Genomic DNA, 13291 nt, shown 5'->3' with positions numbered 1-13291 from the left:
AGAATGGTTAGATTTTGGTGCGAGTTTGGACTTGTTTAATGAAGTATTTTGCATGCTCGACAGGAATATCAGGCAAGATGCCATGCCCTAAGTTAAAGATATGTCTCTCGTTTTTCATAACCGTGACAATATGCTCAATGCCCTCATCAATCGCTTCTTTGCTGTAAAGACGTGTGGGTTCCATATTGCCTTGAAGGACATATTTGCCTCCCAATTTTGCTTTAGCAAGCTCAATCGGTGTTGACCAATCCACGCCAAAAACATCAAATTCACCATCGATTCTATCCAAATAGCCACTAATACCTTTTGGGAATAAAATCACAGGAACATGCGGGTATTTTGATTTCAAATACGCACTTATCTCTTTCATATAGGACCAGCTAAATTCAAAATACGCACTCTCTTCGAGCGCTGCTGCCCATGAGTCAAAGATCATCACGACATTCGCACCACTTTGAATCTGACGCTCCATATAGCCTTTAAGCACTTCAGTGACTTTTTTCAAAAGGGCATGCATAAATTGAGGATTAGAATAGATCATTTTCTTCACAAGAGCGTACGTCTTAGTGCCTTGCCCTTCGATCATATACGTCGCAAGTGTCCAAGGAGCGCCACAAAAACCAATGAGGGCTTTATCGGCAGCCAATTTTCCGCGAATCAGTTTAATCGTCTCATAAACGTATGCTAAGCCATCGATCGCTTTTTCAACACTGAGTTTGTCTAAATCCGCTTGATTAGTAATCGGGTGTGAAAAAACAGGACCTTCGCCTTTTAAAAACTGAAGCTCCATACCCATTTCTAAGGGAACCACTAAAATATCGCTAAATAAAATAGCCGCATCAACGCCTAAAATATCCACAGGTTGAAGGGTCACTTCACAGGCTTTTTCAGGGTCTTTGCATAAACGCAAAAAGTCTCCTGCTTGTGCACGTACTTTCATATACTCAGGTAAATAACGCCCCGCTTGACGCATCATCCATACAGGCGTATAGGGCGTTTTTTTACCAAAACACGCATCAACAAAAATCATCAGTGTTTTCCACCTTTATGTAAAAAATAAAGCCCTAAGGAAAGTGCTAAAATAGAAAAAGCAAAATAGAGCATTTCTAACGCACCTTTGTAATCTGTGTGAAGCACACGTTGGAAAAAGTTAACAATCAATACCATCACAATAACTTTTGCAATTTTATCTTTCAGTTCATCCAAAGAGCTTACATACAGTACTTTATCGCCACCTATATCTTTCGCCACATCAATATCGGAGATAAATAACTCATAGATACCAAATCCAAAAATCAAAAGAACAAGCGCAATGAGATAAAGATCAACTGCGCCAATAATCTCTGCTACGAGGTCTGCATGAAAATCTGCAGGATGAATCCCCATAAAAAAATACTGATACGTTGAAACAGCAGCATGATACAAATCTGCACTGGCTAAGAAGAAGAGTACAAAGGCTGCTAAAATACTAAAGATCACCGCTGAGAGAGTCATCAGTCGTGTCGACCATAACCCTCTCTCAAAAAGTTTTTCTAACATTAAGCCTCTTCTCTCTTAATCCATTTTTGTGCAATTCTAATCGCATTGGTCGCAGCGCCTACACGAATTTGATCGGCAACACACCATAAATGAAGGATGTTGTCGCGGTTGATGTCTTTACGAATTCTTCCCACGTAAGTCTCATTGGTATCAGTTGAGATGATAGGCATTGGGTACTCTTTTTTAGCGGGGTTATCCAAAACCACAACATTTTCTGCATTTTGAAGTGCTTCAATGGCTTTTTCTAAATTAACATCTTTTTCAAAGTGAATCGTAATTGCTTCAGAGTGACTTCTCATAACAGGAACGCGTACGCATGTTGCACTGATTTCCATTTTTTTACCCAAGATTTTTTGAGTTTCATTGACCATTTTCATCTCTTCTTTGGTATAGTCATTGTCCATAAAAACATCAATATGAGGAATGACATTGAGTGCAATTTGGTGCGCAAATGTTTTTGGCTCACATTGATCCAGTTTGAACGCGAAAAAGTCTTGCATTTGATTGACTAACTCTTCCATACCGCTTTTGCCTGCACCACTGACCGCTTGGTAGGTTGCGACATCAACGCGAGTGATGTTAAAGAGATCATCGAGTGGTTTTAAAACTTGTACCATTTGAATCGTTGAACAGTTTGGATTGGCGATAATACCTCTGTTTTGCCATTGGTCAATGTCACCTGGATTACACTCAGGTACGACCAATGGAACATCGGGATCCATTCTAAAATGGCTGGTATTGTCAATCACCACAGCTCCTGCTTCTGCTGCAAAGGGAGCATAATGCGCTGAGATGTCACCACCAGCGCTAAAAAATGCGATCTCAACATCATTCTCATCAAACGCTTTTTCTGTAAGCTCAATCACTTTATAGGTTTTACCTTTGAATTCAACTTCAAGACCTGCACTTTTGCTGCTTGCAAGGGGAACGAGATTATTGACAGGAAAGTCAACCTCTTCTAAAACTCTACACAGCTCTTCGCCAACCGCACCCGTAGCTCCAACGATTGCTACATTGTACTTTTTCATTTCTCTTACCTTATTTTTTATGTGAGACTTTTTTAATAACCCAATAGAGTTGGTATTAAGTTATCAAAAAAGTCTATGTGTTGCTATCTTTACGAACTAAACCAATTACGACTCTCTAAAAAGAGATCTTCTTTACTGATCGCTTCGGTATCACTTAAGATCACGGCACGCTCTACGACAGAGATCAACTCCCTTATATTCCCTGGCCATCGATAGGTCATCAAAGACTCCACCGCTTCCCCAGAGAAATAACGTTTTTGCAGACCATATTTCTTCGTCACACGCTCTAAAATGACTTCACAAATCGGTAAAATCTCCTCTTTGCGTTGTCGAAGAGGTGCTATTTCAATCGGAATCGTATTGAGCCTGTAGTACAGGTCTTCACGAAACTGACCCTCTTTGATGCTTCGTTTAATATCGGCATTCGTTGCGGAAACAATACGCACATCAATCGGCAACTCTTTTGTGCCACCCACACGCACCATCACACGCTCTTGAATGACCCTTAAAAGCTTAGCTTGAAGCATCATCGGCATTTCCCCAATTTCATCCAAGAAAAGCGTTCCGCCATTGGCAACTTCAAAATAGCCCTTTTTCTCCGCAATAGCGTCAGTAAAGGCACCTTTTTCGTAGCCAAAAAGCTCACTCTCTAAAAGATTTTCAGGAATGGCCGCCATATTGATTGCTACAAACGGATTTTTAGCTCGTGGAGAGTTTTTATGCACATAATTGGCAAAAAGCTCTTTACCCACACCACTTTCACCTAAAAGAAGAACACTGACATCCGTTTTTGCCGCTTTTCTTGCAATCGTGAGTGCTTGTTCAAGCTCGGGTGAAGTGGCTATAAAATCGCCATTTTCTTCTTTGGTGCTATCGATCTTTTCAAAACTCTCTTTAACTTTGGTTCGGATTTTATCGTGTCGCTTGATCGCTTCAACGAGTGTTTCGATCTCAAAAGGCTTGGTTAAAAAGTCTTTGACACCCAAACGCACGGACTCAATGGCGCGACTCAATGTTGCATTGCCTGTGATGACAATAATATCATACTGCCCATCCAGTTTTTTAATAAACTCAATGCCATCCATGCCTGGCATATTGATGTCCGTAACGATCAAATCAACACTTGAATCAATCTTTTTAAGAGCATCCAATGCACTTTTGTAGGTAGAAATTTTAAATTCTTCATACTCACCTAGAGCGATTTCTAGGGATTTTCTCATATTTATATCATCTTCTACAATTGCAACATGCATTTTGAATCAATCCTGCCAAAAAGAGTTTTACCTAATGGCATTTATGGTAGCAAATTCATCTTTAAAGTCTACTGTAAAGCGTACCGGCTCGATCACCAACTCTATTCTGTCATTGCCGTATTTGAGATGTTGTTCGTTCCATGCAAGAAGATGTGAGGAGAGCTGATAAAAACAAGGGAGAATCGTATCAAAGTGTTTTCGCAAAAACAGCTCTTTTGGAAGATTTTGCGTATTTGATAATGGCAGTGTGCATAACTTCTGCGCTTTGCCTTCAAAAGGGATCATGACAGGAGCAATATTTTTTTGCTCATAAATCACAATACTGTTTGCAGTGACAATTTTGTATGAAAACCAAAAAAGATCACTGCAAAAAAGTGCTTGTGTTGTGCCTAAAATTAATAGGCAAAAAGTTCGTGCCACCTACGTGCGCTCATTGTAATTTCCATTCTTATGCTGTACAGACCATCTCTAAAGGTTGCATCTGTTATGGCTGCATCTTTAACAAGTGCGCTGACTTGTGCTGTGATACGAGAGTCTTTTAACGCAGCATCTTGAACAGTCTCAGTTGAATTAATTTTCACACCGTACAGCTTCTCTCCAAGTTGACGATACCCATCTGTGATGGCGGCTCGTTTTGCAAGGGCTATTGCTTGTGCAGGAGAAACTGTATTTTTGGGCGCAATTCCTTCACCGTAAACGACAAATGATTTTTCGTTGCTAAAATCATACATTGCCGCTTTTGGATCTTTTGCGGGTTCTGACTTTGAGGAACAACCCGAAATCACTAATATCAAACCTAAACTTGCCAAAAGTGTCACAAACCATTTATTCATAGCTACACCTTTAAATATTTTTTTATCTTTAAGCAACTACCATTCCAATTACTCATCGCTTGGCGCATCATCTGAGACAATCAAACTGCCATCGTTTGAACTCTCTTCATCATCAAAAATTTCGTCACCTTCGTCAATCTCTTCTTTAGGGCAACGTGCAAGGCTTTGAACCACATCTTTGCCTTCAACCGAGACAACTTTAACGCCACTGGTATTGCGCCCTGCTTTACGGATTGTTTCCATATCCACACGGATCATCTTACCACTGCTGGTCAGTGCCATAAGGTCTTTGTCTTCATCAACAATAACAACACCCACTAGATCGGCTGTTTTTGGCGTAAGCTTCATAGCAATAACACCTTTACCACCACGACCTTGTAATCTGTACTCATCTGCAGTAGTGCGTTTACCAATACCTTTTTCCGTTACGGTTAAAAGCTCCTCTTGATCGTTGTAAATCACAGCAGCACCAACGACTCTATCATTCTCTTCTTTAAAGCGAATGCCTGTAACACCTCGTGCAGTTCTTCCAATTTCTCTGGCGTCACCTACTTCAAATCTGATACACATACCTTTTTTCGTTACAATGAAAAGGTATTTTGTGTCATGGGTGACCACTTTTGCGGTGACTAACTCATCATCATCATCTAAAGTAATCGCTCTAACACCCACGGAGCGGATATTTTTAAATTCACTGAGGTTCGTACGTTTGATCACACCGTTTTTGGTAAAGAATGCCAATGATTTGGTCTCATCAAAGTCGGTTGTTGGGATGATTGCCATGATTTTTTCATCCGCTTGTAGCTGAATGAGGTTCACGACTGCTTTACCTTTTGCGGTTCGGCTTCCTTCTGGAATTCGGTAGACTTTCAACCAGTAGAGTTGTCCGCGATCCGTCACAAACATGAGTGTATCATGGGTATCAGAGACAAAGAAGCTTTCGATAAAGTCATCGTCGTACGTCGTAACAGCGATTTTGCCTTTACCACCACGTTTTTGCTTCTCATACTGTTTGAGTGGAACACGTTTGATGTAACCACGGTGTGTAATAGTCACAACCATGGACTCATTGGCGATCAAATCTTCCACGTCGATATCATCGTAATCATCGACGATTTCAGTGATACGTTTTGATTTAAATTTATCTTTAATCTCAACTAACTCTTCTTTAATCAGCGCATTTAAAAGCGCTTCACTGCGTAAAATATCGCTAAGACGCGCGATCTCTTGAAGAAGCTCGGCAAGCTCATTTTCAATCTTATCTCTCTCAAGTCCAGTTAGACGTTGGAGTCTCATATCAAGGATCGCACCTGCTTGAACTTCACTGAGGTTAAAGCGTTCGATCAAGCCATCTTTCGCACTTTTGGTATCCGCACTGCCTTTAATAAGGGCGATAATCTCATCAATGTTATCAAGCGCGATTTTAAGACCTTCTAAAATGTGCGCTTTCGCTTTCGCTTTCTCAAGGTCAAAAATCGTACGACGAATAATAACCGTTTTACGGTGACGTAAGAAAAGTTTTAAAAGCTCGATAAGCGTAAAGACTTTTGGTTCTTTGTTATAAATTGCAAGTAAGATAACACCAAATGTGACTTCAAGATTGGTTGATTTATAAAGATTGTTTAGCACGATCTCACTCATCGCTTCACGTTTAAGCTCAATGACAAGGCGAATACCATCTCGATCACTCTCATCTCTGATTTCGCTGATACCTTCAAGCATCTTTTCTTTGACGAGTGCTACAATTTGCTCGATCAAACGAACTTTATTAACTTGATACGGAAGCTCATCAATAACAATAATGTCTTTATTGCCTTTTTTCTCAATATGCACCTTAGAACGTATTCTTACACGACCACGTCCCGTTCGGTACGCCTCAAGAATGCCTTTTTTACCAAAGATGATACCGCTGGTTGGAAAATCAGGGCCTTTAATAAACTCCATGATCTCATCAAGTGTTGCTTCTGGGTTTTCAATCAAAAGAAGTAGTGCATCTAAAAGTTCATCCAAACAGTGTGGAGGAATGTTCGTTGCCATACCAACTGCGATACCACTTGAACCATTCAGCAACAAGTTTGGAACACGACTTGGAAGAACATCGGGTTCACTCATACTATCATCGTAGTTGGGTACAAAATCAACGGTATCTTTATCGAGATCACGAAGAAGTTCTTCAGCAAGTGGTGTCATACGTGCTTCGGTATAACGCATCGCAGCAGCACTATCACCGTCTATTGAACCAAAGTTTCCTTGCCCATCAACAATCGGAATACGCATTGAAAACGGCTGAGCCATACGAACAAGTGCATCATACACCGCGGTGTCACCGTGTGGATGGTATTTACCGATAACGTCACCGACGATACGTGCCGATTTTTTATACGGACTACGTGAAGAGATCGCAAGATCGTTCATTGCGTATAAAATTCGTCTGTGTACGGGCTTGAGTCCATCACGTGCGTCTGGAAGTGCACGACCGATGATAACGCTCATCGAGTAATCAAGATAACTGGTCTTTATCGACTCTTCAATACTAATCGTTTTGATGTCTTGGTTCGAATCAAAAATATTATCCATTCATTAACCTTGCAATATAAAATTGTTTGATTGTACTTTACTTTACCTTTCATTTCCATAGGGGTCAGGGCTAAATTTTTAACTTTTGAGGATTTTACTGACTCCTGCAACGCTTAGAGAGCAATTTCGTGCAACCTCACTTTTGCTGTACCCATCTTCATAGGCTTTTTTGATTGCTTCGTTTCGCTCTTGTTTACTCTTTACATGTAAGAAATAATTTTCAAGCATCTCTTTGTGCAAAGGCGCAATTTGTCCCTCTTCGTGTTTGTATTTTGTTTGATGAAACGCATCTATAGTTGAACGTTCTGCCACGCTTAGAGAAATGCTTAAAAGATCCAATAACTCTTTAGTATTGTAATCGCGCAAAACAAACGAATTTTGCAAAAAAGGTGGCACGGCATCTTTTAAAATACTGTACGTTGCACAATACATATATTCGCCTATTTTTTGGCTCATCCCTGCTTTTACGGGGTTGTTTTCGATGTACTTAAAGAGGGTAAAAAGATATTTTATATCTAGAACGTACCATGATTTGAAGCGGTCTTGCCATAAATGCCCTACGCGATCATGGCGTTTATTGAAGTAACTCGCATACTGTGCGTTAAGCTGGCGCATCCCAGAAGAGAGATTTTCACGTGTGTTTTGCACTAAAATGTGATAGTGGTTGTCCATCAAACAAAACGCATGAATGTTAAACTTGTACTCCCTAGCAGCACTTGCCATCAGTTCAATAAACTTCGCCTTGTCCTTTTCATCTTCAAAAACCTTCCCCTTGGCAACACCTCGGTTGTAAACGTGATGATAGCCCACATTTTCGATGCGCAATCTTCGTGGCATATTTACCCTCTTTTTTTGCTAAAATTGTACCACAGAATGTTAAAAAGTTAAAAGTTTAGCCCTGACCCCTTTTTGAAAGAATATGCATGAATGAATCTGTTTTAAAAGTCTTGATTATTGTAGCAATTTTGGTGATGTTTGGTGTTCTTTATATAACAGGTATCGCTTTTGTGCTGAACCATCCTACCCCTTCCAATCTGTTCTTACACAAACTTTCAGCGCTGGTTATTATTGTGCTTTTAGGTGTCCATGCGTGGCTTCGACGCTGTACGATTCGAAAACTTTTACAAGAGTGTGTTGCCATTTTTTTGAACACACACATCCATCATGAAGAGAACATAGATTTTCTGATTCGCAACACTAAAAACCAATCGTTTCAAGAACTCTGTGTCCTATTTCATTGTGACGCCACATTTTTGCAACAAAAGCTTTTGGAACATCATGTGAAAATTGAACATGTTGAAGATACATTAAAGACAATTGCGAAGGCAAATGACAAAGATATGTATCAACTGTTCTTGCTGATGATAAAGTTACATGTAGAAAAGAATTGCCCATCGACACTTGATACGCGTTCCTGTGCTAATATATAAATAAGCTTATCTGAAGGCTAATTATTAGCTTTCTTCTTTAACCCTCTTTGGCATCTGCCAACACTAGGGCAAACAAAACATTGACACCATGCTTTTTGAGTGTCTCATGCGCCTCTTCCAAAGTACTTCCCGTGGTAACGATGTCATCGATCAAAATAGCATCGATTTCATCTTTACATGTAAGGATGAAATCCCGTTTATTGGCTTGTCTAAAGGCTCTGCTTTTACCTGAATAACTCTCATGATTTTGCGCCCTTAAACTTCCATACAGTGGCGTTAAAAAAGGCTTGGTCGCTTTGGCTAAAATCGCACTGTGCGAATAGCCGTTTCTCACATGATCGTCGATAGGAATGGCGCAAATGCCTTTTGGCAACTCAAAGGTTTTTAAAAATTCAAAGAAAGTGTGATGTCCTAATTGAGCGAAGATTTTAGCGCCGATGTAGGTGTGTTTGGTGTGAAGCAGTGGGGCTATGTCACTGTAGCTGTAAAAAGAGTAGACTTTAAGCCCACTCTCCAAAATTCTAAAAGCGGGAGTTGGAGCCAGAATGGTTTCTAAACAATTCTTACAAAGCGGTTGCCAGCTAAGCCCAAGGCAGAGATGGCAACGCATCTTTAGTCAATTTTGAGAATGGTGAGAAACGCCTCTTGCGGTAATTGGACTTTACCGATGGATTTCATACGTTTCTTACCCTCTTTTTGTTTATCAAGCAGTTTTCGCTTTCGGGTAATGTCGCCACCATAACATTTAGCAGTAACGTTTTTACCCATCGATTTAACGGTTTCACGTGCGATAACTTTGGTACCAATACTCGCTTGGATCGCCACTTCAAAAAGCTGTCGTGGTACGATCTCTTTCATCGCTTTGACAAAATCGCGTCCTCTGGTTTGCGCACTAACCCTTGGAACAATGATGGAAAGTGCATCCACAGGCTCACCTGCAACAAGCAAATCAAGCTTAACCAAATCACCGACTTGATACCCAATAGGCTCATAATCAAAGCTGGCGTAGCCTTTACTGACCGATTTGAGTTTGTCGTAAAAATCCATCACGATTTCATTAAGAGGAATTTCATACTCCAAAAGTACACGCTCAGGACTAAGATAGTCCATCTTTTTTTGCATACCCCGTTTGTTATTCATTAAAATGATAATGTTGCCCAAAAATTCTGTCGGTGTTAAAACGGTTGCTTTGACATACGGCTCTTGAATCTCTTCAAATTCATTCACCGGTGGCAGTTGACTTGGGTTTTGAATGTCTAAAACAACGCCTTTGGTCGTTTTGACTTTGTAGGTTACCGTTGGTGCGGTGGCGATGAGATCAAGGTCAAACTCTCGCTCCAAACGCTCTTTAATGACTTCCATGTGAAGTAACCCAAGGAATCCAACCCTAAAACCAAATCCCAGTGCGGCGGATGTTTCAGGCTCATACGAGATGCTTGAGTCATTGAGTTTTAGCTTATCAAGCGCGTCTCTGAGTTCTTCAAATTTATCGGTTTCAATCGGGTAAAGTCCCGCAAATACAAACTGTTTAACCTCTTTAAAGCCTGCTATCGGCTCTTTCGTTTTGTTACGAAAATCCGTAATCGTATCACCTACTTTAACATCGCCTACGTTTTTAAGACCAAGTACGACAATGCCCACTTCGCCCGTTTTAATCATCGGTGTTTTTTCAAGCACAAGCGGATGCGGATACATCAGGTTTAACACTTCGTGCTTTTTGCCCGTACCCATCACGTAAACTTCTTGCCCTTTTTTGATCGAGCCATCGTAAACACGGACAAGTGCAAGTGCGCCAAGATAGTTATCAAACCAGCTATCGTAAATAAGCGCTTTAGTCGGGGCATTTTCATCGCCTATGGGAGCAGGAATTTTATCGACTAGCGTATCAAGCAGTTCTCGAATACCAATACCACTTTTCGCACTCACGCTCAAAGCTTCCGAACAATCAAGCCCGATGGTATGTTCGATCTCATCTTTCACACGCTCAGGATCCGCTGCAGGAAGGTCTATTTTATTGAGAACTGGGATAATTTCTAAGTTATTTTCTAAGGCAATGTACACATTGGCAATGGTTTGTGCTTCAACGCCCTGAGAGGCATCGACGACCAAAAGCGCTCCATCACTCGAAGCTAAGGAACGGCTTACTTCATACGAGAAGTCAACGTGACCAGGAGTGTCGATAAGATTGAGAATATACGGTTGTCCATCTTTCACATACGTCAGACGAACACTTTGCGCTTTAATGGTAATGCCACGCTCTTTTTCAATGTCCATGGTGTCCATCATCTGCGCGGTCATTTCACGCGCACTCACTGCACCACACTCTTGAATGAGACGATCGGCAAGTGTGCTTTTACCGTGGTCGATATGAGCGATAATTGAGAAGTTACGAATATATTTCTGCATTAAACAAAGAGACCATTGACACTTTCATTGTGATAGACACGACGAATGACTTCTGCAAAAACAGGAGCGACGCTAAGGACTTTGATTTTATCATTGGCTTCTTTGAGAGGAATGGTGTCCGTGACAATCAATTCATCAAGCTCACCTTTGGTGATGCGCTCATACGCAGGTCCGCTTAAGACCGCGTGTGTACAACATGCCATCACGCTCGTAGCCCCTTTTTTCTTCAAGACTTCAGCCGCTTTGACGATGGTTCCAGCCGTATCGATCATATCGTCCACCAAGATCACATCTTTGCCCGTGACGTCACCGATGATGTTCATCACCTCAGACTCATTGGCTTTTTCACGACGTTTATCGACGATGACCATATCCACACCCAAGAGTTTTGCAAAGCTTCTTGCACGAGCGACGCCACCGATGTCAGGACTTGCGATAATAGGGTTTTTGAGATTTTTAGCTTTCACGTAGTCATTAAAGACGATTGAGCCATAAAGGTTATCGACGGGAATATCAAAGAAGCCTTGAATTTGACCGGCATGAAGGTCGATCGTTACAACACGATCAATGCCTGCGGTTTGCATCATATTCGCGACCAATTTGGCTGTGATCGGAACCCTAGGGGCTGCTTTTCGATCTTGTCTTGCGTATCCAAAGTAAGGCACAACGGCTGTAATGCTGTTGGCGGAGCTTCTTCGCAACGCATCGGTTAAAATAAGCAATTCCATTAAATTAATATTCGCTGGTGCACAGGTGGATTGAATGATGAAAACATCTTTTCCACGTACACTTTCACTGACTTGAACACTGATTTCGCCATCGCTAAATCGTTTAATCTCCGCTGCTGAAAGAGGCAGAGAGAGATGTTTTGCCACTCGTTTTGCAAACTCTGGATTTGCCGTTCCTGCAAAGACTTTATAGCCTCTCATATGAAATATCCTTTACATCAAAAAGTGCTCTATTTTACCCAATAGGGACTTAAGATAGCGTTAACACTCTTTTAACATTAAAGTGCCATAATAACAGAAGTATTTATTCACATTATAAGCAAATTAAGGAATTCCTATGTCTTCGCTACGACGTTTTATCTCTTTGTCTATCAGTTTTTCGTTTCTCATCATGAGTTACACAGGTATTATTCTTTTTTTATCGCCCAAAGGCAGGGTTGCCAACTGGACGAACTGGGAGCTTCTAGGGCTTGATAAAACGCAATACACCCATTTACATGTAACCTTTATGGTACTTTTTTTACTGGGCATGTTTTTTCATATCTACCTCAACTGGGGATCGCTTTTAAATTACCTCAAAAACAGAGCCAAATCCTTTTCACTTTTCACCAAAGAGTTCTTATTCGCCCTTGGTTTGAATCTACTTTTTATCGTAGGAACACTCTATTATTGGGCACCTTTTGAACAATTTTTGGACTTTCAAGAGGAGGTAAAAGCTTCGTGGGAAGAAAAAGTCGACCAAGCACCTTACGGTCATGCCGAGCTCTCAACTCTCGAAGAGTTTTCCCAAAAAACGGGACGCAATGTCTCTGTCATCGTTTCGCAATTAAACGCCTCTAAGCTCAAGGGTGTCAATCTGACCAAAACGATTGCGCAGATTGCTCAAGAAAATGGCAAATCACCCGCGCAAATTTTCGATATGATCAATGCTAAACCCAAAATGTCCACGCTAAGCGAAGGTGGAGGATACGGTAAAGTAACGCTCAAAAATGCAAGCATGCAGCACACTTTTGCACTGGAAAAAGCCCTGGAACTTATCCGAGAAAAAGGCTTTAATGCTACTGAGGATTCAACACTCAAAGAGATCGCTGATGCTTTACATGTAAAGCCCATTGAACTCTTAGAATTACTTAAAACATCTACCCAAAAGGAGTCAAAATGAAAAAATCTTTCATGTGCTTAGCACTGGTTAGTCTGGTCGGTTTGAGTTTAAATGCTGTGGACACAACGCGCGGTCCCATCGGATTTGAGGCGTACGATACCAACAAAGATGGGATGTTGACCCAAGAGGAGTTTGATACTGTTAAAGTAGAACGCATGAGTGCGAATGCAAAAGCGGGAATGCCGATGCGAAACGCTGCTAATTCACCTGATTTTACCTATTTTGATGCCAACAAAGACGGTAAAGTGACCAAAGAAGAGTTTCAAACAGGTCAATTAAAACATATGCAGGAAAACAGGCAAAACAGAGGCAGAAAATAGCCTTACATGTAAAGA

Annotated in this window: 14 protein-coding genes; 3 read left to right on the top strand and 11 right to left on the bottom strand. The window is 41.0% G+C overall.

What is annotated here, in order from left to right; all coding sequences use genetic code 11:
- Positions 1–7 precede the first annotated feature (7 nt).
- From hemE to SMUL_RS01985, 8 genes are all read right to left on the bottom strand, one after another.
- Positions 8–1030, bottom strand: coding sequence for a uroporphyrinogen decarboxylase (hemE, locus tag SMUL_RS02020; RefSeq protein ID WP_025343599.1), 1023 nt, complete (start codon positions 1028–1030; stop codon positions 8–10).
- Entirely contained in the window at positions 1030–1539 is a 510-nt protein-coding gene (locus SMUL_RS02015) for a YqhA family protein (RefSeq protein ID WP_025343598.1), read from the bottom strand. Before SMUL_RS02015 ends, hemE begins: the two co-directional genes overlap by 1 nt.
- Entirely contained in the window at positions 1539–2567 is a 1029-nt protein-coding gene (locus tag SMUL_RS02010) for an aspartate-semialdehyde dehydrogenase (protein ID WP_025343597.1), read from the bottom strand. The genes SMUL_RS02015 and SMUL_RS02010 overlap by 1 nt, the downstream gene beginning before the upstream one ends.
- An 89-nt stretch (positions 2568–2656) precedes the next feature.
- Complete coding sequence (locus tag SMUL_RS02005; RefSeq protein WP_025343596.1) at positions 2657–3820, bottom strand: sigma-54-dependent transcriptional regulator; 1164 nt, start codon at positions 3818–3820, stop codon at positions 2657–2659.
- A gap of 27 nt (positions 3821–3847) precedes the next feature.
- Positions 3848–4240, bottom strand: coding sequence for a hypothetical protein (locus tag SMUL_RS02000; RefSeq protein ID WP_025343595.1), 393 nt, complete (start codon positions 4238–4240; stop codon positions 3848–3850).
- A complete protein-coding gene (locus tag SMUL_RS01995) occupies positions 4216–4653 on the bottom strand; it encodes an LPP20 family lipoprotein (RefSeq protein WP_025343594.1) in 438 nt (145 codons plus the stop codon). The genes SMUL_RS02000 and SMUL_RS01995 overlap by 25 nt, the downstream gene beginning before the upstream one ends.
- Before the next feature lie 48 nt (positions 4654–4701).
- Positions 4702–7230 (bottom strand): DNA gyrase subunit A, encoded by a 2529-nt coding sequence (gene gyrA, locus SMUL_RS01990; protein WP_025343593.1) that lies wholly within the window; start codon positions 7228–7230, stop codon positions 4702–4704.
- A gap of 78 nt (positions 7231–7308) precedes the next feature.
- The gene (locus SMUL_RS01985) at positions 7309–8067 is read right to left on the bottom strand and encodes a transposase (protein WP_025343592.1); all 759 of its coding nucleotides are present in this window, start codon (positions 8065–8067) and stop codon (positions 7309–7311) included.
- A gap of 86 nt (positions 8068–8153) precedes the next feature.
- On the opposite strand from SMUL_RS01985, the gene SMUL_RS01980 reads away from it, so the two are divergent.
- The gene (locus tag SMUL_RS01980; RefSeq protein ID WP_025343591.1) at positions 8154–8660 is read left to right on the top strand and encodes a hypothetical protein; all 507 of its coding nucleotides are present in this window, start codon (positions 8154–8156) and stop codon (positions 8658–8660) included.
- 37 nt (positions 8661–8697) lie between these two features.
- Here the strand turns inward: SMUL_RS01980 and SMUL_RS01975 are convergent, their stop codons facing one another.
- Genes SMUL_RS01975 through SMUL_RS01965 form a run of 3 tightly spaced genes read right to left on the bottom strand, consistent with a single transcriptional unit; the run spans position 8698 to position 11995 of the window.
- Positions 8698–9270, bottom strand: coding sequence for a ComF family protein (locus SMUL_RS01975; protein WP_025343590.1), 573 nt, complete (start codon positions 9268–9270; stop codon positions 8698–8700).
- A 2-nt stretch (positions 9271–9272) separates the two neighbouring features.
- Positions 9273–11066 (bottom strand): translation elongation factor 4, encoded by a 1794-nt coding sequence (gene lepA, locus SMUL_RS01970; RefSeq protein WP_025343589.1) that lies wholly within the window; start codon positions 11064–11066, stop codon positions 9273–9275.
- Positions 11066–11995 (bottom strand): ribose-phosphate pyrophosphokinase, encoded by a 930-nt coding sequence (locus SMUL_RS01965; protein WP_025343588.1) that lies wholly within the window; start codon positions 11993–11995, stop codon positions 11066–11068. Before SMUL_RS01965 ends, lepA begins: the two co-directional genes overlap by 1 nt.
- 136 nt (positions 11996–12131) lie before the next feature.
- Between SMUL_RS01965 and SMUL_RS01960 the strand changes: the two genes are divergently transcribed.
- On the top strand, positions 12132–12956 hold the full coding sequence (locus SMUL_RS01960) for a DUF4405 domain-containing protein (protein ID WP_025343587.1): 825 nt from the start codon (positions 12132–12134) through the stop codon (positions 12954–12956).
- Positions 12953–13276, top strand: a complete 324-nt coding sequence (locus SMUL_RS01955) for an EF-hand domain-containing protein (protein WP_025343586.1) — start codon at positions 12953–12955, stop codon at positions 13274–13276. Before SMUL_RS01960 ends, SMUL_RS01955 begins: the two co-directional genes overlap by 4 nt.
- Positions 13277–13291 lie beyond the last annotated feature (15 nt).

It is taken from the genome of Sulfurospirillum multivorans DSM 12446, assembly GCF_000568815.1.
Lineage (GTDB): Bacteria > Campylobacterota > Campylobacteria > Campylobacterales > Sulfurospirillaceae > Sulfurospirillum > Sulfurospirillum multivorans.
Note: the sequence above shows the minus strand (reverse complement) of the source record. Positions and strands in the feature narration are given on the sequence as shown.